The 21,490-nt window shown below is 72.9% G+C and carries 17 protein-coding genes and 3 pseudogenes; 4 read left to right on the top strand and 16 right to left on the bottom strand.

Features of this window, described 5'->3' with window-relative positions:
• Positions 1-13: 13 nt before the first annotated feature.
• The 7 genes from OHA86_RS24015 to rsmI form a co-directional block, all read right to left on the bottom strand.
• Entirely contained in the window at positions 14-1,807 is a 1,794-nt protein-coding gene (locus tag OHA86_RS24015) for an ABC-F family ATP-binding cassette domain-containing protein (RefSeq protein ID WP_329182533.1), read from the bottom strand.
• A gap of 387 nt (positions 1,808-2,194) precedes the next feature.
• Positions 2,195-3,097 carry a 4-(cytidine 5'-diphospho)-2-C-methyl-D-erythritol kinase gene (locus tag OHA86_RS24010; RefSeq protein WP_329178376.1) on the bottom strand — a complete coding sequence of 301 codons (903 nt, stop codon included), beginning with the start codon at positions 3,095-3,097 and terminating at the stop codon, positions 2,195-2,197.
• A gap of 23 nt (positions 3,098-3,120) precedes the next feature.
• A complete protein-coding gene (rsmA, locus tag OHA86_RS24005; protein WP_329178374.1) occupies positions 3,121-3,978 on the bottom strand; it encodes a 16S rRNA (adenine(1518)-N(6)/adenine(1519)-N(6))-dimethyltransferase RsmA in 858 nt (285 codons plus the stop codon).
• Between the two features lie 544 nt (positions 3,979-4,522).
• Complete coding sequence (locus OHA86_RS24000) at positions 4,523-5,695, bottom strand: ubiquitin-like domain-containing protein (RefSeq protein WP_329178372.1); 1,173 nt, start codon at positions 5,693-5,695, stop codon at positions 4,523-4,525.
• Positions 5,696-5,741: 46 nt separating this feature from the next.
• Entirely contained in the window at positions 5,742-6,599 is an 858-nt protein-coding gene (locus OHA86_RS23995; RefSeq protein ID WP_329178369.1) for a TatD family hydrolase, read from the bottom strand.
• Positions 6,600-6,628: 29 nt separating this feature from the next.
• A complete protein-coding gene (locus OHA86_RS23990; protein ID WP_443071867.1) occupies positions 6,629-7,030 on the bottom strand; it encodes a hypothetical protein in 402 nt (133 codons plus the stop codon).
• Between the two features lie 420 nt (positions 7,031-7,450).
• Positions 7,451-8,311: a 16S rRNA (cytidine(1402)-2'-O)-methyltransferase gene (gene rsmI / locus OHA86_RS23985; protein ID WP_329178368.1), complete on the bottom strand. Its 861-nt coding sequence runs from the start codon at positions 8,309-8,311 to the stop codon at positions 7,451-7,453.
• Between the two features lie 125 nt (positions 8,312-8,436).
• On the opposite strand from rsmI, the gene OHA86_RS23980 reads away from it, so the two are divergent.
• Positions 8,437-10,161 (top strand): dolichyl-phosphate-mannose--protein mannosyltransferase, encoded by a 1,725-nt coding sequence (locus OHA86_RS23980; protein ID WP_443071866.1) that lies wholly within the window; start codon positions 8,437-8,439, stop codon positions 10,159-10,161.
• A 202-nt stretch (positions 10,162-10,363) separates the two neighbouring features.
• Positions 10,364-12,058, top strand: coding sequence for a penicillin-binding transpeptidase domain-containing protein (locus OHA86_RS23975; protein ID WP_329182530.1), 1,695 nt, complete (start codon positions 10,364-10,366; stop codon positions 12,056-12,058).
• 84 nt (positions 12,059-12,142) lie between these two features.
• Here the strand turns inward: OHA86_RS23975 and OHA86_RS23970 are convergent, their stop codons facing one another.
• The 6 genes from OHA86_RS23970 to OHA86_RS23945 are packed head-to-tail and all read right to left on the bottom strand — an operon-like array spanning position 12,143 to position 17,512.
• Positions 12,143-13,273 carry a cytochrome P450 family protein gene (locus tag OHA86_RS23970; protein ID WP_329178367.1) on the bottom strand — a complete coding sequence of 377 codons (1,131 nt, stop codon included), beginning with the start codon at positions 13,271-13,273 and terminating at the stop codon, positions 12,143-12,145.
• A complete protein-coding gene (locus OHA86_RS23965) occupies positions 13,237-14,661 on the bottom strand; it encodes a cytochrome P450 (RefSeq protein ID WP_329178366.1) in 1,425 nt (474 codons plus the stop codon). Before OHA86_RS23965 ends, OHA86_RS23970 begins: the two co-directional genes overlap by 37 nt.
• Entirely contained in the window at positions 14,658-15,296 is a 639-nt protein-coding gene (locus OHA86_RS23960) for a GTP-binding protein (RefSeq protein ID WP_329178364.1), read from the bottom strand. The genes OHA86_RS23965 and OHA86_RS23960 overlap by 4 nt, the downstream gene beginning before the upstream one ends.
• Positions 15,274-15,633, bottom strand: a complete 360-nt coding sequence (locus OHA86_RS23955; RefSeq protein ID WP_329178363.1) for a DUF742 domain-containing protein — start codon at positions 15,631-15,633, stop codon at positions 15,274-15,276. Before OHA86_RS23955 ends, OHA86_RS23960 begins: the two co-directional genes overlap by 23 nt.
• Complete coding sequence (locus tag OHA86_RS23950; protein ID WP_329178362.1) at positions 15,630-16,064, bottom strand: roadblock/LC7 domain-containing protein; 435 nt, start codon at positions 16,062-16,064, stop codon at positions 15,630-15,632. Before OHA86_RS23950 ends, OHA86_RS23955 begins: the two co-directional genes overlap by 4 nt.
• Entirely contained in the window at positions 16,061-17,512 is a 1,452-nt protein-coding gene (locus OHA86_RS23945; protein WP_329178360.1) for an ATP-binding protein, read from the bottom strand. The genes OHA86_RS23950 and OHA86_RS23945 overlap by 4 nt, the downstream gene beginning before the upstream one ends.
• Positions 17,513-17,885: 373 nt before the next feature.
• Between OHA86_RS23945 and OHA86_RS36135 the strand changes: the two are divergent.
• Positions 17,886-18,263, top strand: a pseudogene (locus OHA86_RS36135) (DUF5984 family protein); the annotation flags it as partial.
• 115 nt (positions 18,264-18,378) lie between these two features.
• The gene (locus OHA86_RS23940; RefSeq protein WP_329178358.1) at positions 18,379-18,666 is read left to right on the top strand and encodes a DUF5984 family protein; all 288 of its coding nucleotides are present in this window, start codon (positions 18,379-18,381) and stop codon (positions 18,664-18,666) included.
• Positions 18,667-18,690: 24 nt separating this feature from the next.
• On the opposite strand, the pseudogene OHA86_RS23935 reads toward OHA86_RS23940, so the two are convergent.
• The 3 genes and pseudogenes from OHA86_RS23935 to OHA86_RS23925 all read right to left on the bottom strand — a co-directional run.
• A pseudogene (locus tag OHA86_RS23935) lies at positions 18,691-19,434 on the bottom strand (alpha/beta fold hydrolase); the annotation flags it as partial.
• A gap of 72 nt (positions 19,435-19,506) precedes the next feature.
• Positions 19,507-20,076 (bottom strand): annotated as a pseudogene (locus OHA86_RS23930) (TetR/AcrR family transcriptional regulator); the annotation flags it as partial.
• A 472-nt stretch (positions 20,077-20,548) separates the two neighbouring features.
• On the bottom strand, positions 20,549-21,475 hold the full coding sequence (locus OHA86_RS23925) for an LLM class flavin-dependent oxidoreductase (RefSeq protein ID WP_329178356.1): 927 nt from the start codon (positions 21,473-21,475) through the stop codon (positions 20,549-20,551).
• Positions 21,476-21,490: the final 15 nt, after the last annotated feature.

Here is a 21,490-nt window from a genome sequence, read left to right as displayed (position 1 = left end):
GCCCCGACCGCTGTCACCCTGCGTCGTCGGCCAGTTCGAGCCAGCGCATCTCCAGGTCCTCGCGCTCCTCGCGCAACGCCCGCAGCTCCGCGTCGATTTCGGCCACCTTCGCAAAGTCCGTCGCGTGCTCGGTGATCCGGGTGTGCAGCGTCTTCTCCTTGACGCCGACCTTGTCCAACTGCCGCTCGATGCGCTGGAGTTCCTTCTTCGCCGCCCGGGTGTCGCCGGCCGGCTTCTCCTTCGCCTGCGGCGCCGGCGGCGCGGCGGCCTCCGCGATCGCCCGGCGGCGCTCCAGATACTCGTCCACCCCGCGCGGCAGCATCCGCAGGCTCTGGTCGCCCAGCAGCGCGAAGACCCGGTCGGTGGTGCGCTCGAGGAAGTAGCGGTCGTGGCTGATCACGGCCATCGAGCCCGGCCAGCCGTCGAGCAGGTCCTCCAACTGGGTCAGCGTCTCGATGTCCAGGTCGTTGGTCGGCTCGTCAAGGAACAGCACGTTCGGCTCGTCCATCAGCAGCCGCAGCAGCTGGAGCCGGCGCCGCTCACCGCCGGACAGGTCGCCGACCGGCGTCCACTGCTTCTCCTTGGTGAAGCCGAACTTCTCGCACAGCTGCCCCGCGGTCATCTCCCGGCCCTTGCCCAGGTCGACCCGCTGCCGTACCGCCTCCACCGCCTGGAGCACCCGCAGGGCCGGGTCCAGCTCCGCGACCTCCTGCGACAGATACGCCAGCCGCACGGTCTTGCCCACCACGACCCGGCCCGCGGCCGGCTGCGCGTCGCCGTCGGTCACCGCCGCGTCCGCGAGCACCTTGAGCAGCGACGTCTTGCCCGCGCCGTTCACCCCCACCAGGCCGACCCGGTCGCCCGGGCCGAGCTGCCAGGTGATGTGCCGCAGCAACTGCTTCGGCCCGGCCGTGACCGTCACGTCCTCCAGCTCGAAAACGGTCTTGCCCAGACGGGAGTTGGCGAACTTCATCAGCTCCGCCGTGTCGCGGGGCGGCGGCACGTCCTCGATCAGGGCGTTCGCCGCCTCGATCCTGAACCGCGGCTTCGACGTACGCGCGGGCGCGCCCCTGCGCAGCCACGCCAGTTCCTTGCGGACCAGGTTCTGCCGCTTGGTCTCCTCGGTCGCCGCGATGCGCTCGCGCTCGGCGCGGGCGAAGACGTAGTCGCTGTAACCGCCCTCGTACTCGTACACCGTGCCGCGCTGCACGTCCCACATCCGGGTGCACACCTGGTCGAGGAACCAGCGGTCGTGGGTCACCACCACCAGCGCGGACCTGCGGACCCGCAGGTGGGCCGCGAGCCAGGCGATGCCCTCCACGTCCAGGTGGTTGGTCGGCTCGTCCAGCACGATCAGGTCCTGCTCGTCGATCAGCAGCTTCGCCAGCGCGATACGCCGCCGCTCGCCGCCCGACAATGGCCCGATCACCGTGTCGAGGCCGGCCGGGAAGCCCGGCAGGTCCAGCCCGCCGAACAGCCCGGTCAGCACGTCCCTGATCCTGGCGTCCCCCGCCCACTGGTGGTCCGCCCGGTCCCCGACGACCTCGTGCCGCACGGTCGCCGCCGGGTCCAGGCTGTCGTGCTGCGTCAGCACGCCGAGCCGCAGCCCGCCCTGGTGCGTCACGCGTCCCGCGTCGGGCTCCTCCAGCTTCGCGAGCATCCGTACGAGCGTGGTCTTGCCGTCGCCGTTCCGGCCGACGACCCCGATCCGGTCACCCTCCGACACGCCGAGCGACACGGCTTCCAGCAGGGCGCGCGTGCCGTACGTCTTGCCGACGGCTTCGACGTTGACCAGGTTGACGGCCACTTCTCGTCTCTCCAAGCGCAGGGGAACATCTCTCTCCCCTCACCCTAATCGCCCCGCACCCCCCGCCCCGCCCTGCTTCCGGGCCGCCCCTGGAGGGCTGCCCCTTGCGGTGGCGTGCCCGCCTGCGGCTGCGTCATGGCCGCCCGCGCAGTTCCCCGCGCCCCTGGTGGCTGCCCTCTGCGGCGGGGGAGCCGCTTCCCGCGGCCTCAGCGGCGGAGGAAACGTGCCACGAAGGGGCGCGGGGAACTGCGCGCTCGGCCACGATGGTGGGAAAGGTGCGGCGCCACGGCACATGGCACCGACCCAGGGGCACGGGGAACCGCACCACCGGCCACGACGGGCCCGTGGTCGAGGAACGACACAGGCCCGGCCGGGCGGCGGCGGGGGTCAGAGAAGGGTGGCGCCCGGGGCCGGCGAGAGGGCCGGATAGGCCCGGAAGGGCAGCGCGGCGGCAAGCGAGGCGGCCTCCGGAGCCGAGGGCACGAGAAACGCACAGGTCGGCCCCGACCCGGAGACAAGCGCGGCAAGGGCGCCGCCCGCGAGCCCGGCGCCAAGTGTGTCGGCGAGCCCCGGCCGCAGGCCGACGGAAGCGGCCTGGAGGTCGTTGGACAGCGCCCCGGCGAGCGCCTCGGCCGACCCCTCCCGCAGCGCGGCGACGAGCGCGGGGTCAGCCGCCGGCTCGGCAAGGTCCGCGGCGAGGTCACTCCCCCCGCCGGCCCGCCGCAGGCGATCGCACTCGCGGTAGACGTCCGGCGTGGACAAGCCCCCTTCGGCGACGGCGAAGACCCAGTGGAATTCCCCGCCGACCTCCAGCGGCGTCAGGATCTCCCCGCGCCCGACCCCGAGCGCGGCGCCCCCCACCAGGCTGAACGGCACGTCACTGCCGAGGTCCGCGCACAGCGCGAGCAGTTCCTCGCGGGGAGCGCCGATCCCCCACAGCGCGTCGCACGCGACCAGCGCGCCCGCCGCGTCCGCGGACCCGCCGGCCATACCCCCGGCCACCGGGATGTCCTTGTCGATGTGCAGGTGCACGTCCGGCTCGACCCCGTAGCGCTTGGCGAGCGCGACCGCCGCCCGCGCGGCCAGGTTCGTCCCGTCGAGCGGGACGCTCGCCACGTCCCGGCCCGCCGCGGTGATCCGCAGCCCGTCCGCGGGTGCGGCGGTGACGTGGTCGTAGAGCCCGACCGCGAGGAAGACGGTGGCCAGGTCGTGGAAGCCGTCGGGGCGTCGTCCGCCCACGGACAGCTGGACGTTGACCTTGGCGGGCACTCGGACGGTGACGGCAGTCACGGGCGGGGGCTCCTCATGATCGGCTACGGCTTGTGCTCGGCGACGGCGGCGAATTCCTCGACGGTCAGTGCTTCCCCACGTGCCTGCGGGGATACTCCAGCGGCGACCAACGCGGCCTCCGCCGCCGCCGCGGAACCGGCCCACCCGGCGAGCGCGGCCCGCAGCGTCTTGCGGCGCTGCGCGAAGGCGGCGTCGACCACGGCGAAGACCTCCTGGCGGGTCGCCGTCGTGGCGGGCGGGTCGCGCCGGGCGAGGGCGACGAGGCCCGAGTCCACGTTGGGCGCGGGCCAGAAGACGCTGCGGCCGATGGCGCCGGCCCGCTTGACGTCGGCATACCAGTTCGCCTTCACCGAGGGCACGCCGTAGACCTTGTTGCCGGGCCCGGCGGCGAGCCGGTCGGCGACCTCGGACTGCACCATGACGAGCGTGCGCTCGATGCCCGGGAAGGTCGCGAGCATGTGCAGCAGCACCGGGACGGCGACGTTGTACGGCAGGTTCGCCACCAGCGCGGTGGGCGGCGGGCCCGGAAGCTCGGTCACCGCCATGGCGTCGCTGTGGACCAGGTCGAAACGGTCCACCCTGCCGGGCAGCCGGGCCGCGACGGTCGCGGGCAGCGCCGCAGCCAGGACGTCGTCGATCTCGATCGCGGTCACATGTGCGGCCGCTTCCAGCAGGGCCAGGGTGAGCGAGCCGAGGCCGGGGCCGACCTCGACGACCGTGTCGCCGGGCCCGACCCCCGCGGTCCGCACGATCTTCCGTACGGTGTTCGCGTCGATCACGAAGTTCTGGCCGCGCTGCTTGGTCGGGCGCACGCCGAGCGCCGCGGCCAGCTCACGTACGTCGGCGGGTCCGAGCAGGGGGTCGCTCTCAGTGCCACTCACGCGCCCTAGGCTAATCGAGCGATCCCCTGCGGGGTGCCTGTGCCGTTCCTCGACCTCGCGCCCGTCGTGGCTGGCCGCGCGGTTCCCCGCGCCCCTTCGGGTGGGTGCCACTCGCCGTGGCGCCGCACCTTTCCCACCATCGTGGCCGACGCGCAGTTCCCCGCGCCCCTCCGGGTGGGTGCCACTCGCCGTGGCGCCGCACCTTTCCCACCATCGTGGCCGACGCGCGGTTCTCCGCGCCCCTTCGGGGCACGTTTCCTCCGCCGCAGAGGGTGAGTTCACCGCGGAAAACGGCTCCCCCCGCCGCAGAGGGCAACCCCCAGGGGCGCGGGGAACGGCGCGACAAGCCACGACGCACCGCGCGTGCAAAGGCCACCGCAAGAGGAGCCCCCCAGGGACGCGGGGAACTGCGCGAGCGACCACGACGCAGCCGCAGGCAAGCAACGCCACCGCAAGGGGCAGTCGCCCAGGGGGCGCGGGGAGCTGCGCGGGCGGCCACAGTGCGGCGGCGCTGTGAACGCCGGCAAGCCCCGCGGGGAGCGATTCAGCCGTGGAGGAGGTGGCGGCCGCACACCGGCCAGGGCGCGGCGCCGCGCGAGGCGTAAAGCCGTTGCGCACGGAGCGTCTGCTCCGCGGCGCTCGCGTCCTGCGGCCGCCCCCGCCCGCCCAGGCTCCGCCAGGTCTGCGTGTCGAACTGGTAGAGCCCTCCGTACCGCCCGGACGGGTCGACCGCGTTCACCCGCCCGCCGGACTCGCACTGGGCGAGCCCGTGCCAGTCGAGGCCGCCGCCCCCGCCCCGCACGGGGGGCTCCTGCCGGCCGGGGGCGGCAGGCTCGCGCCGGCCGGGGCCGCCCCGGCCGGTGCTCGCGCCGGCGGAATACGTGCCGACGCGGACGACCTCGGCCACGGGCTCCCGGGTGACCTCGGTGCTCAGGACGTGGGCCGGCCCTGGCACGCCGTCGACCGTGCGGACGGTGTAGTGGATCTCACGCACCCCGTCCCGCCCCTCGACGTCCACGACAGTGGTCCCGCGGGCGAGGTGCGCGTCGTGGTGCCGTACGACCCGGTAGGGCACCGGCTCCCGGCGGACGGCCTCCGACGTACGGACCCGTACGACCGTCGCGGTGCCGCCGTCCGGCGGGAAGGCGCCCACGGCCGGTGAGAGCGTGTCCTCGGGGCCGAGGAAGAGCCCGGCGTCGGCCACGGCCCCGCCCACGGTCACCGCGTGCGTGCGCACGATGCGCGCCCGCCCGTCCGCCACGACGGTGAGCCGCCGCTGGGTGCGTACGGAGAGTTCGAGCCCGCGCCGCCCGATGGCGGCGCCGCGCGAGGCGTCCACGAAGGCCCCGTCCGCGCGGACACCGAGCTGGCGCAGGGCGTCGGCGACGGTCGTCCCCGTCGTCCAGACCTGCCGCTGCCGCCCGTCGAGCGTGAGTGTCAGCGGGCGGCCGTAGCGTACGGCCACGGCGTCACCGTTGTGCAGCGTGCGCCCGGGCTCGGGCGCCACGAGGTCGTGCCCGCCGACCCCGATGTGCTGCTGGCGCAGGACGCCCTCGACGTCCGCGGCGAACGTGTGGACGGTCTGCACCCGCCCGTCGACGCTCAGTCGTACGGTCTTCTCGGCCACGACATACGCACCCGCGCCGCCGGCGAGTACCGCGACGACGAGCGTCTGCGGTACGAGCCTGCGTACCCGTCCGGCAAGGTGAATGGTCACGACGCCGGACTTTAAATCATAAAAGCTGCAAAACTTCGCATTTCCGTCACGTGTCGTAGCCGAACGCCCGCGCCGTATTGGCGGCGATCGCCGCCGCCAGGCGGTCCTCGTCGTCGCCCCTGGCCGCGGCCATCGCCCGCAGTGTGACCGGGATGAGGTAGGGCGCGTTGGGCCGCCCGCGGTGCGGCACCGGGGTCAGGAAGGGCGCGTCGGTCTCGACCAGGAGACGGTCGAGCGGGGCGACGGCGACCGCGTCCCGCAGATTCTGCGCGGACTTGTAGCTGACGGTCCCGGCGAAGGACATGTAGTAGCCGCGCTCGGCGCACACCTTCGCCATCTCGGCGTCGCCGGAGTAGCAGTGGAAGACCACGGAGGAGGGCGCGCCCTCCTCCTGGAGGATGCGCAGGACGTCCGCGTGGGCGTCCCGGTCGTGGATGACCAGCGCCTTGCCGTGGCGTTTGGCGATGTCGATGTGCCGCCGGAAGGAGTGCTGCTGGTCCTGGACCCCGTCGGGGCCGGTGCGGAAGTAGTCGAGGCCGGTCTCGCCGACCCCGAGGACCTGCGGCAGCGCGGCCAGCGCGTCGATCTCGTCGATCTCGGCGTCGAGCCCCGCCCTGCCCCCTTCGGAGGCGCGGGCCGCCACTCGTGGCGCTTCGTTCGGGTGAAGCGCCACCGTGGCCCAGATGCGGTCCCACTCGGCAGCCGTCCGCGCGGCCCAGCGCGACCCCGCGAGGTCGCACCCGACCTGGACGAGCGTGTCGACGCCGACCGCCGCGGCCTGCGCGACGGCGTCCGCGACGCTTCCTGACTGCATGTCGAGGTGGGTGTGGGAGTCGGCGACCGCGACCCTCAGCGGCTCGGGCGCCGGAGGCGCGGTCGTTCTCTTGGTGTCCCTGTCTGGCATGCCCCGATCCTAGGGACCGGGAGCCCGGCTCATTCCGCCGCTGTCTCCCCGTCGCTCCTGCGGTGCAGGAAGTGGAGCGCGGACCAGTTGCGGGCCGGCCTGGCGGTGGCCTGCCGCACCCGGGCGGGGCGGTGCGCCACGGGCCTGGCGGCGGCCACGCCGGCGACCCGTCCGGGGCGCATGATGTGCACTCGGTGGCCGTCGCAGTTCTGGCAGGTGGGGTGGGTGAGCGGGGACGGCACCTGGCTGCCGTCGGCGAGATAGGTGACGTAGGGGCGGCCGGAAGTGTCGACGTGGTGCTCGATCTCGTAGGCCTGCTCCCAGCCGTGACCGCAGTTCATGCAGGCGAAGGAGTACGCCTCGTGGACCACGTTCGCACCGGTGCCGGCGGCCGGCCGCGGCTGCGGCCCGCTTCCTATGGTGTCGCTCATGTGCAGCTCCTGCGTGCCCTCCGGGCGCCGTGCCCGGACCGGGACTTCCCTACAAGCGAACGCCCCGCAGCGGCCCGGCGCAGTAGGCCTATACGACTCTTGAGCCAGATTTGAGGTCTATGTGGGAGATGGGCGGTATTGCTTTGCCATGCGCCCGGTTTAGTGCGCGCGACCCTGCTCACCTCATGCCCGCGACCTGTGAAATCCCCGGCCGGGCCGCAGCACGGAATCGCGGTGAGCCGCGGTGATACCGTGCCGCGGCATCGGACGGGCCGGGCTCAAGGCCGCGCCGCGGCTCAAGGCCGCGCCGTGGCACAAGGCCGCGCCGTGGCTCAAGGCCGCGGCGTACGTCAGACCGCACCATGGCGCCGGACGGGGCCGGGTGTCGGGCCGCGCCGTGGCACCGGACCGTGCCGGGTGTCAGGCCGCGCCGTGCTTGGCGGCGACGACCGCGTCGAAGACCTCGCGCTTCGGCAGCCCCGCGTCCGCCGCGACCGCCGCGATGGCCTCCTTGCGCCGCTCCCCCGCCGCCTCGCGCGCCGCGACCCGGCGGACGATCTCGGCCGGGTCGAGGTCCGCGGGGCCCGGCGCGGCGGCGCCCTCGACCACGACGGTGATCTCGCCCCTGACGCCGTCCTTCGCCCATTGCGCCAGCTCGGCGAGCGGCCCGCGACGGACCTCCTCGTACGTCTTGGTCAGCTCGCGGCACACCGCCGCGCGACGCTCGCCGCCGAAGACCTCGGCCATGGCCGCGAGGGTGTCGTCGATGCGGTGCGTGGCCTCGAAGTAGACCAGCGTCCTGCGGTCCGCGGCGACTTCGCGCAGCCGGGCCAGCCGCTCGCCGGCCTTGCGGGGCAGGAAGCCCTCGAAGCAGAAGCGGTCCACCGGCAGCCCGGAGACGGCGAGCGCGGTCAGGACGGCGGAGGGGCCGGGGACCGCGGTCACGGTGATGCCGCGTTCGACGGCCGCGGCGACCAGCCGGTAGCCGGGGTCGGACACGGACGGCATGCCCGCGTCGGTGACCAGGACCACACGGGCGCCGCCTGCCAGCGCCTCGACCAGTTCCGGGGTGCGGCCGGCCTCGTTGCCCTCGAAGTAGGACACGATCCGCCCGGCCGGTTCGATGCCGAGCGCCTGGGTCAGCCGCCGCAGCCGCCGGGTGTCCTCGGCGGCGATGACGTCGGCGCCGGCCAGCTCGGTGCCGAGCCGCGGCGGGGCGTCCGCGGGGTCGCCGATGGGAGTTCCGGCCAGTACGAGGACGCCTGCGGCTTGCGTGGTCACCCGCCAAGCTTCCCACCTGCGGCCGTCCGCCCTCCGCCAGGACCCGGTAGCCGGGTTTACGGACAAACAGGGGCTCCGGGCGCCGACCTCATCACATTTTCAGAGGCGTTCCCTACGATGGGCCGGTGACGAGTGAGACCGCGACGCAGGACCGGGCCCCCGAGGGTGTTCTGGCACAGCCGCATCCGAGCCCCTGGGCGCAACGGCTGCGCAGGTTCGGCTATGCGGAACGGCCGCGCACCGACACCCGCGAGCGCTTGGTGCCGCCGTTCCCCGAGCCGGGGACCCGGATGTGGCAGTCGCTGGGCGCGGGCCCGCGGCTCTCCCACCTGCTGGCCAGGGTGTCGGGCTGGCTCGGCCCGCTCCTGGTGGCGGCCTTCGCGGGCGGGCTGCGCTTCTGGCACCTGGGCACACCGCGCGAGGTCGTCTTCGACGAGACGTACTACGCCAAGGACGCCTGGTCGCTGCTCCAGTTCGGCTACGAGGGCACCTGGCCGGACGCCAAGATCACCAACCCGGACCTGCTGGGGCACCCGCAGACGATCCCGCTGTCCGACGCGCCCGGCTACGTGGTGCATCCGCCGGCCGGCAAGTGGGTGATCGCGGTCGGCGAGTGGATGTTCGGCATGAACCCCTTCGGCTGGCGGTTCATGATGGCCGTGCTCGGCACCCTGTCGGTGCTGATGCTGTGCCGCATCGGGCGCCGGCTCTTCCGCTCCACCGCGCTGGGCTGCCTGGCCGGGCTGCTGATGGCGGTGGACGGCCTGCAGTTCGTGATGAGCCGGATCGCGCTGCTCGACCTGGTGATCATGTTCTTCGCGCTGGCCGCCTTCGGCTGCCTGCTGGTGGACCGCGACTGGTCCAGAACCCGGCTGGCCCGGGCGCTGCCGGTGGACGAGTCCGGCTGGGCGGGACCCGACCGGCAGGTCGGGGAAAAGGTCGGCATGGGCTGGCGCCCGTGGCGTATTGCGGCGGCGGTTTTCCTCGGCCTGGCCGCGGCGAGCAAGTGGAACGGCCTGTACTTCCTGGCGTTCTTCACGATCCTGACCCTGGCGTGGGACCTCGGCTCGCGCCGCCTGGCGGGCGCCCGCCGCCCGGTCACGGCCGTGCTGCGCAAGGACTTCGGCTGGTCGGTGCTGACCATGATCCCGGTCGCGCTGCTCACCTACCTGGCGACCTGGACCGGCTGGTTCCTGTCCGACAAGGGCTACGGGCGGCACTGGGCCGACAACCGCGGCGGCACCTGGTCGTGGATCCCGGCGCCGCTGCGCAGCCTGTGGCATTACGAGTACGAGGTCTACCAGTTCAATGTGACCCTGCACACGCCCCACCCGTACCAGTCCAACCCGTGGAGCTGGCTCGTCCTCGGCCGTCCGGTGTCGTACTACTTCGAGTCGCCGAAGTTCGGCCAGGACGGCTGCCACAGCACCGGGGGCTGCTCGAAGGAGATCCTGGCGCTGGGGACCCCGCTGCTGTGGTGGTCGGCGTGCTTCGCGCTGCTGTACCTGCTCTACCGCTGGGTGCTGCGCCGCGACTGGCGGGCGGGCACGATCCTGTGCGCGGTGGGCGCCGGCCTGCTGCCGTGGATGCACTACCAGGACCGCACGATCTTCTACTTCTACGCGGTCTCCTTCGTGCCCTACCTCTGCCTGGCGGTGGCGATGATGGTGGGCGCCTTCCTCGGCCCACCGGGGTCCAGCGAGGGCCGCCGGATGTGGGGCGCGGTCGGCGCGGGCACTCTGGTGCTGCTGATCATCTGGAACTTCATCTACTTCTTCCCGATCTACACCGGCATGACGATCCCCTACAGCGGCTGGCAGGCCCGCATGTGGTTCGACTCCTGGGTCTGACCCCGCCCGCCGATCCGCCGACAACCGGTGCGGGCCACCCCGTTGCGGGCGGGGCGCGGGCGGTTGCGGGTGGGACGAAGCGGGGACGAAGCCGTGTCTTTCCCGAGACCTGCCCTGTCACACCCGTCCCGTAGGGTGCGGCTGGGAGCGCGGTCATTCGAACGCGTTCAGGGGGTGGGACAGAGGGGGGATCTCGGTGCCCATGGCACGGGGGCTCAAGGCAGGCATCATCGGCACGGTCTTCATCGGCATGGTGGGCGTCGCAGGCTACGGCGCCTACAACATCTACAGCGGCCTGGACGGCGGCGGGAGCGGCAGTGCGCCGGCGACCACGACGGTCAGGGACGACAGCCCGCTCACCGCGAAGGACGTCACCCATACCGCGGCCGACTTCCTGGCCGCCTGGTCGTCGGGGGACGACCAGGCGGCCGCCAAGCTGACGGACTCCGTCCAGACCGCGACGGCCGCGCTGGCGGAGTTCAAGGCGAAGGGCAGCATCAGCAAGGTCACGGCCACCGCGACGCCGTCGGACAACGCGACCGACGCGACCAGTGCGGCCGGCCCGGCCGGCATGACCGTGTCGTACACGGTGCGCGCGACCATCTCGTACGAGAATCTCGCGCCGCAGATCTGGACGTACGGCTCGACGCTGACCGTCGGCCGCAACACGGTGGGCGATCCGGCCGTCAAGTGGGCGCCGAGCGTCATGGAGCCCGACCTCAAGGAAGGGCAGTCGGTGGTCACGGGGCTCGCGACCGCACCGCAGCTCGACCTGGTGGACCGGCACGGCAGGACGATGACGGCCGAGCAGTATCCGGGCCTCACCGATGTCTTCGCGGACCTGCGCAAACGGTACGCGGACGCGCACCTCGGCGGCTCCCCCGGCATCGAGACCTATGTGGCCGCCGACGACGGCAGCGCCGTCAAGACGCTGTACGTGGTCAAGCCGGGCAAGAACGCGCAGCTCAAGACCACCCTGGACGCCGGCATCCAAACGGCGGCGGAGAATGCGGTGAAGAAGTACGGGCAGTCGGGGGTGACCGCGCTGGACACCAGCACCGGCAGGATCCTCGCCATGGCGGCCAACCCGCCCGGCGGCACGAACTACGCGCTGAGCCTCCAGCCGCCCGGCTCCACCTTCAAGATCGTGACCGCCACCGCGCTGATGCTGGCCCCGCCCTCGGCGGAGTACACGCACGGCATCTCCCCGTCGGTGAAGTCCCAGTGCTACAACGGCTACGCGGCGGCGGGCGGCAAGAAGTACGAGAACGTCACGCGGGACAATCCCGGCGCCACCTTTTCCTGGGACTTCGCCAACTCCTGCAACACCGGCTTCATCCGGCTCTCGAAATACCTGGACTCCGGCACCCTGACCAAGGTCGGCCGCGACTACTTCGGCCTCGCGGGCGACAGCCGCCCCTGGTACACCGGCACCGGCACCACCGACGGCAGCATCCCCGGCGGCACCGGCGACGAGATGACGTCGGAGATGATCGGCCAGGGCCAGGTCCTGATGAACACGCTGAACATGGCGTCGGTCGCCGCCACCGTACGCAGCGGGCAGTTCCAGCAACCGTCGATCCTCCAGGACAAGGACCTGATCGAGAACCGGCAGACGATCCACGCCACCCCGCTGCCCGGCTCCGTGCGGCAGAACCTGATGTCGATGATGCACACGACGGCGGTCTCGGGCACCGCCAGGGGTCTGCTGACCGGCGTCGCGAGCCCGTACGGCGCCAAGACCGGCTCGGCGGAGGAGAACAAGGACGACCTGCCGACCGGCTGGTTCACCGCCTACAGCGGCCATGTGGCCGCCGCGGCGATGGTCGTGCAGGGCGACCACGGCAACAAGTCCGCCGGCCCGATCGTCGCGGACATCCTGCGCGCCGCCTCGTAGCCGTACCGCGGCGCCTCCGATCGGGCGCAGCCAAGTGCCCCCGTCCGCGGCAGCCGCGGACGGGGGCACCGTCGTACGAGGCGCTCAGCCCAGCCGCACCGGTAGGCTCACGTGGCCGTTCGAGATGAACGACTCGACCGGCGGCAGCTCTTCCCGCGGCGCCGCCAGCGCGAGCCCGGGGAAGCGCGCGAAGAGCGCGGGCAGGGCGATCTCGGCCTCGAGCCGGGCCAGCGGTGCGCCGAGGCAGAAGTGGGCGCCGTGCCCGAAGGCGAGGTGCTCCTTGTTGACCCGGGTGATGTCGAAGCTGTCGGCGGTGGGCCCGTGGTAGGCCGGGTGGCGGCCCGCCGCCGCGTACGAGGCCAGGATCGCCTCGCCCTTCTTGATGTCGACACCGCCGGCCGAGATGTCGTCCACCGCGTACCGCAGCGGCAGGTGGGCGATCGGCGGCTCGGCGCGCAGCGTCTCCTCGATGACGTCGCTCCAGTTGGCCTTCCCCGCCCGGACCAGTGCGAGCTGTTCCGGGTGGGTGAGCAGCGCGTGGACAGCGTTGTCCAGCAGGTTGACGGTGGTCTCGTGGCCCGCGCTGATCATCAGGATCAGGGTGTCCACGAGTTCGCCCTCGGTCAGCCGCGAGCCGTCCTCCTCGCGCGCGCTGATGAGCACACTGGTGAGGTCGTCGCCCGGCGTCTCCCGCTTGAGGGCGACCAGGTCCGACAGCACCTGGTGGATGCCGGTGAAGGTGGCGACGGCCTCCTCCGCGCTGATGGCGGTGTTGAAGATGTTGTCGACCAGCCGCCGCAGCTCCTTGCGGGTGTCCTCGTCGTCGATGCCGAAGAGCTGGCAGATCACCTGGATCGGGATCGGGTAGCAGTACGCCTCGCGCAGGTCGACCGGCTCACCGGCCGGCAGGGCGGCGAGCCCGTCGAGCAGGTCCGCGGTCATCCGCTCGATCCACGGGCGCATCGCCTCGGCGCGGCGGGCGGTGAAGGCCGTCGCCACCAGCTTGCGCAGCCGCCGGTGGTCGCCCCCGTAGGCGGTGAACATGTTGGTGACCGCCACCCAGGTGAACAGCGGCCAGTCGGGGGTGATCTCGCCGTTGGCCCAGGCCGCCCAGTGCTGCCGCGGGTCCTTGGAGACCCTGGCGTCGGTCAGCAGCTCCTTGAGCAGCGTCTGGTCGGTTACCGCCCACGCCTCCACACCGCCAGGAAGCGCCACCAGCGCCGCGGGGCCGCTTTCGCGGAGACGGGCCCCCTCGCCGTGGATGTCGCGTCCTGCGGGGTCGATGACGACGGGGCGGGCTTGGGGTTCCATTCGGTGTCTCCAGAAGTCTCGTCCGTGGCGGCCGGCACCGTGACGGCGATCGGCGGGAAACGTACGGGCAGCGCGGTGAGGGCCCGGTGGAAGGGGCCCTGCCGCCACTCCAGCTGCTCCACCTCGCAGTCGAGTTCGACGTCCGGCAGCCGGTCGAGCAGCTTTTCCACCGCGACGGCCGCGATCAGCCGGGCGGCGCTCTTGGCGGGGCAGGTGTGCGGGCCCGCGCTCCATGCCAGGTGGGCGCGGTTGCCGGCGCGTCGTTCGCCGCTGAGCGCCGGGTCGGTGTTGGCGGCGGTGAAGCTGACCAGGACCGGGCGTCCGGCGGGCACCTCGACGCCGTCGACCTCGGTGTCCTGGATCGCGTAGTGCACCGCGTAGTTCGCCAGCGGCGGGTCGGTCCACAGCACCTCGTCGAGCGCCTCGTCGACCGGCATGCTGCCGCCCGCCAGGTCGCCGGCGAAGCGGTCGTCGGACAGCAGCAGGAGCAGCGCGTTGCAGATCAGGTTCTGCTCCGGCTCGGTGCCCGCGCCCATCAGCAGCGCGAGCTGGTGCAGCATCTCCAGGTCGGTGAGCCTGGCGGGGTGCGCCATCATCCAGGACGTGACGTCGGCGCCGGGCTCGCGGCGCTTGAGCGCGACCAGTTCGATGCCGCCCTCGGTGAGGACCTGGTTGGCCTTCTCCGCGTCGGCCTCGGCGTCGAAGATGCGGGACATGCCGAAGACCAGCTTGTCGCCGATGTCGGCCGGGCAGCCGAACATCCGGTTGAAGACCAGCATCGGCAGCATCGCGCTGTAGTCGCTGAGCAGGTCGGCGGTGCCGTCCGGGCCGATCCGGTCGATGAGGATGTCGGCGCACTCCTCGACGTGGCCGCGCAGCTCGTTGGGGTCGATCTGGGCGAGGGTGTCGGTGATCGCGCTGCGGTAGCGGGCGTGCTCCTCGCCGTCGGACCACAGGGCGTTGGGCCGGTGCATCATCATCGGCACGACCGGGCTGTCGGCGGGCACGGAACCGTCGGCCAGCGCCTGCCACCTGCGCGGGTTCTTCGAGAACCGCTCGGGGCTGCGCAGGACCTCCAGCGCGCTCTGGTAGCCGATGACGAGCGTGGCCTCGACACCGGGCGCGATCTCCACGGGGGCGACGCTGCCCTGCGTGCGCAGTGCCGCGAAGGTCGCCTTGGGGTCGGCGGCGTGCTCGGGCCCGTACAGCCGTGCGAGGCCGCCCGCGTGGGCGGGGCACCCGGGGGGCGGTACGGCGGCGTAGGCGGGCTCGGGCGCGGTGGGGGACGTCATCCGGTTCGGAACTCCTGATCGGCGGGGGTGTTTCGGGACTGCAGGTGTTCCACCAGGGCGATCAGCGCCATGGTGGAGGAAGCGGGATCGCGGGCGTCGCAGGTGATCAGCGGTGTGTCCGGCAGCAGGTCGAGCGCCTCGCGCACCTCCGCCTCGGGGAAGGGCGGCGCCCCGTCGAAACGGTTGACCGCGACCGCGTACGGCATGCCGTACTCCTCCAGCAGCCCCATCACGTCGAAGGACTGGTCGAGCCGCCGGGTGTCGGCGAGCACGATGGCGCCGAGCGCGCCCTGGAGCATGTCGGTCCACAGCTGAGCGAAACGTTTCTGACCGGGCGCGCCGAACAGGTAGAGCACCAGGCTCTCGCTCAGCGTGAGCCGCCCGAAGTCCATGGCGACGGTGGTGGTGGTCTTGTCGGGTACGCCCGCCAGGTCGTCGATACGCGCGCCGGCCTGCGACAGGGGCTCCTCGGTCCGCAGCGGCCGGATCTCGGAGAGCGTCCCGACGAAGGTGGTCTTGCCGACCGCGAAGTGCCCGACGACCAGGATCTTGGCCGCGGTCCTGACGGAGGCGGCCACGTACGAGGGTCCGCCCGTTGGTACGAGGGCGCGTTCAGAGGCGGGCGCGGAGCCCATTGAGCACCTCCTGCAGAAGCTGGGCGTCGGGGAGTTCGGCCCTGGGGATGGCGGCCCTTGCGATGATGTGACCACTGTCGATGAGGTCGCTGATCAGCACTTTGGTGACGCTGATCGGGAGGGTGAGGTGCCCCGCCACTTCGGCGACGGACAGCGCCCCGCCCCGGCACAGCTCCATCACCGCGCGCCGCTCGGGCGTGAGCCCGGACAGCGGACGGGTGGTCACGGCGTTCACCAGTGTGACGATGTCCAGGGTGTTGCGCGTCGGGTGAGCCCGCCCGTCGGTGACGACATAGGACCGCACGAGCCCCTTCTCACGCCTGCGCGGCGGGGTCATGAGCGTACGGTGGTGCCCGGCCGGATGGGTGCCGCGTCCTGGCGGGGCGGGCTGGTCAGCTCCTTGCCGAGCCGGTCGACGAGTTTCTGCATGCGGTAGGTCACCATCTCCATGTCCACCCGCTGCGTGGCCGAGACCGCCAGGTACGCGCCCGCGCCGGCCGCGACCAGGAAGACGTAGCCCTCGGCGAATTCGACCAGGGTCTGCTGCCAGGGCGAACCGTCCTTGCCGCAGAATTCCGCGGTGCTGCGGCTGATGGACTGAAGCCCCGACAGGGCCGCGGCCTGGCGTTCCGCCTCGTCGCGGCCGATGCCCTGCGAGTGCGCTCTGAGCATCCCGTCCGCGGACAGCAGGATCGCGTGCCGCGCCTCCGGGACCTTCAGGACCTCGTCGAGCATCCAGCCCAGTTCGTTGGCCATATGGTCGTTCATTCCTGAGTCGTCCCTTCGTCATCGGCGGATTCCGCGCGCCCGGAGCGCGTGCCACGGGCGAACGCGCCCATACGGGATGCGGTCTCGTACGGGGTACGGACCGGTCCGGTGTCCTCGTCGGCCACCGCTTCCACGGTGTGTGCGTGCAGGGTCGCGCGCTGTTCCTCGCTGACCTCACGCCTGCGGCGCTTGGGCAGGCCGCCCGCGGTGGCGCCGGTGATGGGGGTCTCGGGTACGACCTCGCCGAACGCGCGCTCGTGCACCGCGCGTTCGTGCACCGCGCGTTCGTGCACCGCGCGTTCGTGTACCGGTTCGGCCGCCGCGACGGCCGCCACGGGCTGGGCCGGGCGTTCGGCCTCGACCGCGCGGGTGGCCGACGACCTGCGTACCGGCAGTTCGCCCTGGGCGGCCGCGCGGGCGTGCGCGGCGCGCGCGACCACGGGGGCCGCGGCCGTACCGGCGGTGATCAGCAGTGCCTTGGGCAGGAACAGCACGGCCCGCACACCGCCGTAGGGCGACCTGGTGTCCACCGACACCGCGAAGCCGTAGCGCGCGGCCAGCACGCCGATCACCGCGAACCCGAACTGCGGCGGGTCGCCGAGCCCGTTGATGTCCAGGTTCTCGCCGCCCGTCAGCCGCTCGCCCGCGACCGAGATCTCCAGCTCGTCCATGCCGACGCCCGCGTCGTCGATGACGATCGTGGTGCCGTTGTGCGCGGGCCGGACGGCGACCTCGACCGAGGTGTTCGGCTGCGAGTGCCGGGTGGCGTTGTCCAGCAGTTCGGCGACCGCGAGCACCACCGGCTCCACCGCCCGGCTGACCACGTCGACGTCGGGACCCGCACCGATCTCGACCCGCTGGTAGTCGCGGATACGGGACTTGGCGCCGCGCAGCACGTCGATCAGCGGCGAGGCGGCGCGCTGCCGTCCCGGCCACGATCCGCACAGCACCGCGATGGCCTGCGCCCGGCGCCCGAACTGCGAGTTGGCGTGGTCGATCTCCATCAGGTCCTGCAGAACATTCGGATTGTCATAGCGATCCTGCATGTCGGAGATGGACAGCTGCTGTTCGTTCGCCAGCGCCTGCACCGAGCGCATCGCCGCCTTGAGGGTGGACTTCGCCGACTGGTCGGCGCGCACCTGGGCCTTCTCGACGGCGCCGACAAAGCGGCCCACGATCCGGTCCATGCTGTCCGCGTACGCCGTACCGGCCAGCCGTTCGTCCCGCAGTCCCTGCGGCGGACGCCGCCCGCCCATCTCCACGGCGGACAGCCTGACCGTGACCAGATGTGCGGCCTCCGCCTCGCGGAGCCGCACATCCTCCTCGGCCGCGGTGAGCCGCTTCCTGAGCCGTGCCGCCACGAACGCCTGCCGGACCCATAGGAAAAGGGCCACCAGCGCGACGACGGCGACAGGCCAGAACACCACTCCCGACATATGACTCGTCATCAGATCCTCATGAACTCGGAGAGGTCGACCAGACCCGGTACAACCCATCGGATTCCGGTCCGTACGGAACGAACGCACCGGAACGCGCGCGGCGGTCGACGTGGCCAAAATCCGACGCCCATACCCACCGCGAGAGGGGATTGCCTGATCATCCTAGTCATCTGACGGACAGACAAGTGTCTTATGGCAAGGGTGTTGTGACGACTGATCAGACAAATCAGGGCGTCTTCACGGGCGTTTTCGCAGGCCCGTGGGGCCTGCGGCGCGGGGGCGAACCCGACGGTGCCGGGACGCAAGCGGTCGGTGTACGCGGCGAGCCTTCGGAAGGCTTGTTCCGCCGGCGGAGCGGCGGCCGGAGCTCGCAGCCGGTGGCATGCTCGGCCCCGTGACCACGCCCGCCGTCCGCGTCCGCTTCGGCCTGACCTCTCTGGAGTCGGTGCGCCCCTGGGGCCGGACCGAGCCCGAGCTGCACTGGTTCGGGCTGACCGACGGCTGGTACTGCCTCGACCTCGGCGGCCACGAGGTGCTGCGCCACGCCGACCGGACCGTACGCGAGCTGCGGCGGGACGGCCCCGCGCATCCGTACGTGGACCACTACGTGGCGCGGCTGTGGGAGGACCTGATCGCCCTGGTGGCAGGGGCGTTGGAGCCGGTGCCGCCCGACCTCGCGGAGGTGGCCGCGCGACTGGAGCCGCCGTGGGAGTGGCAGGACACACCGCAGGCCGAGGCGGCGGTGGCCTGGCACAGCGCGGGCTTCCTCCACACCGGCTGTCTGCGGGTCGCCCCGCTGGTGCGCTGCCGGCGTACCGCGGAGTTCCGAGGACGCGGTCACCCTCGCGTGGCGGCACCGGCCCGATCCGGAGGGCGTGATCGAGTTCGCGGGCGCCCAGGCGGGGCGGGTGACCGTACCCACCGGCGAATTCCTCGGCGCCGTCGCCGACTTCGACCGCGCGCTGCTCGCCGCGATGTCCCGCCGGGTCGCCGAACTCACCGCGGCCGGGCCGCCGCCGGGTGTCGCCCTCGACCTCGCCCAGCTCCACCGGGAGCACCGGGACCGCGCTGCCTGGCTCCCCCGCGCCCGCGCTCACCCCGGCGCCACGGACTGGGCCGCGGTCCGCGCGGGGGTCCGGGACCTGACCAGGCCGCCGCGGTAGCGCGCCCCCGAGCCGGCGGCCCGCTCAGGCGTCCAGCAACTCCACCAGCCGTGCGGCGAATTCGCGGGGGTGCTCGGTCGCGCCGAGGTGGCCGCCGGGGAATTCGGCCAGCTCCGTGCCGAGCGCTTCGGCCAGCCGGGCCGCGGGGCCCGACAGCGGGACCTGGTCGCGGGAGTCGGCGCCGACCGCCATCACCAGCCGGTCCGCACCCTTGCGCAGGGCGTCCAGGTCGGGCACGGAGGAGGTGAAGGGGCACAGCATGCGGTCGAGGAAGAAGGGCAGGTTGGCATGCATCCGCGGCGCCATCTCCCGGATCTCCGGCGCCACTTCGGTGGGCTGCTCGCCCGGCGTGCCGCCCAGGCCCTCGCTGAAGCGCGCCATCGCGGGGGCGGCTCCTCGCGCCCGGAAGATCTCGCGCACCTCCGCGAAGAGCGCCCGGTGCGGCGCCGGATCGGCCAGCACCTCCACCAGCGGCGGCTCGTGCGCGACCACCCGGCGCACCCTGCCCGGGTGCCGGGCCAGCAGTTCGAGCGCCACGATCGCGCCCGAGCTGCTGCCCAGTACGTACGCGGGCCTGTCCGGCGAGACCACTTCCAGCAGCCGGTAGGCGTCATCGGCCCACTCCGCCGTCCGCTGGTCGCCGGCCGGTCCGTCCAGCGGGCTGCGCGACAGCCCGCGCGGGTCGTACGACACCACGGTGAAGCGCTCGGCCAGGCCGGGAGCCATGCCCGCGTAGAGCCCGGCGTCGCCGGCCCCGCCCGGGATCATCAGCAGCACCGGGCCGCTGCCGCGCCGCTCGTAGTACAACCGCGCGCCGGGTACCGCGAGCGTGCCCGCGGCCGGTGTGCGCGGCCAGGTGTCGAGCAGCACATGGAGCGCGTCGAGCCCGCGCGACCACGACGCCCGCACCTCGCGGGAGTGCCCGAAGGCGCCGCTCAGCTCAAGGTGGATGTAGCCGTGGAAGGTGCTCCGCAGCAGCCGCCCGGCGTCGGTGAGGTCCGGCTCGGTGAGCCCGTACGCCCGCAGCATCCCGTACGTCAGCTCCACATTGCGCCGGAAGCCCTCGGAATCGGCCACCTCCTCGGGCTCGAACCGCATCTGCGAGGCCTCGTAACGCCCCGGGTGCTCCAGCGCGTAGTCGCGGTAGGCGTTCGCGAAGGCGACCAGCGCGTCCTTGCCTGCACGGCCCGCCACGGCCCCGCCGATCCGCGCCGCGACCTCGTCGGCGGCCACGAGCGCGATCCGTACCCGCAGCTCGCGCAGGCTCCCGACGTGCGAATACAGGCTCGCGTCCTTCACCCCGAACTGCCGCGCCAGCGCCGACAGGGTGACCTTGTCGATCCCGACCTCGTCCGCCATCGCCGCTGCGGCGGCGGTCAGCCGGTCGGTGGTGACACCCGCACGTGCCATGGTCGGCCTCCTCGTGAACTAGGATCTCTAGCTTTCAACCTAGACCCCCCAGGCGGAGGAGCGCACGCCGATATCCGCCCGGGCACGCAGACGCGCGGGCGGCGGGGCGCCCGGAACGGCGGCTGATCCGCGCACGAGTCGGCCGGGCGCCGCCCGGCCCCGATCCGCCGCGAGGTGCGAAGGCCAGCGGCATTCACGGAGGCGCGCGGCGTGATTGCGCGCCCAGCCACGACAACGCCGCACGTGGCGGCCACCGCAAGCGCCGCCCACGGAGGGGCGCGAGGAACCGCGCGCCCAGCCACGACGCAGCCGCACCCAGCGGCCCGCCGCAAGTGGCATCCGCCCCGGAGCGCCCGGGAAACGGGCATGGGCACAAAGCCACAGCGCACCCCCGGAGTCCCGGGCACGAGCGGGCACGGTCAGCCGCAACGCACCCCGGCCCAGAAGCCACCGCACCGCCCAGGGCGAACGGCTACGCCGCCAGGCGTTCCCGCACCGCAGGTACGACCTCCGACGCCCAGCGCCCGAGCTGATCCTCGGCGGAGGCGTCCCCCACCGGAAAGTGGATGAAGCCGGCCGCACCGAATTCACGGACGGCCCCGGCCAGTTCCTCCACCCACTGCCCGGCGGACCCGCCGACCCAGCGCCCGTCGCGGTCCCGGGTCGCAGCCAGCGGCCGGGGCGTGATGACGCCCGGGAAGTTGAAGACCGTCGCGATGTCGGCCGCCCGCCGGCCCACCGCGTGGGCCGCCGCGTCGATGACCGGCCGCGACTCGCGGTAGCGCGCGCTGAGCCAGTCCGCCGCGTGGCCGGGGATCCAGCCGTCGGCCACCCGCCCGGTCACCGCGAGCGACTTCGGCCCGACCGATCCGGTCCAGATCCGCGGCGCGGCCACCGGCGCCGGCTCCAGCGCGTCGACCCGGTGGAATTCGCCCTCGAAGGTGACCGGCGGCCCTCCGCCGCTCAGCGCCCTGATGAGGGTGACCGACTCCTCCAGCGCGCGTACGGCCGCGGCCGGGTCGAGCCGCGGCACCCCCAGCCGCACGATGTCGTCCCAGAGCCCGCCGGCCCCCAGGCCCAGCACGATCCGCCCGCCGGTCAGCGCGGACAGCGAGGTGACCGTGCGCGCGAGCATCGGCGCGGGCCGGCTCGGCAGGTTGCTGACGTTGACCAGTCCGCTGATCCGGGAGGTGCCGCCGAGCGCGACGCCCACGGCGGCGTACGCGTCGAACCGCCCGCCGGCGTAAGGGTGGTCGGAGACGGAGAAGAGGTCGAGCCCGTCCCGGTCCGCCCGCGCGGCGAGCCGCAGGACCCCGGGCACGCTCCCGGGTGCCAAGCCGGCGGCGACGCCGATCGCATTGCTGACGCCGACCCCGAAAAGCGCCTCTGTTGCTGTCATCGCTGTGTTTCCCTG

Source organism: Streptomyces sp. NBC_01477, from assembly GCF_036227245.1.
Taxonomy (GTDB): domain Bacteria; phylum Actinomycetota; class Actinomycetes; order Streptomycetales; family Streptomycetaceae; genus Actinacidiphila.
The sequence above is the reverse complement of the archived record's forward strand: the minus strand, read 5'-3'. Positions and strand labels throughout refer to the sequence as shown.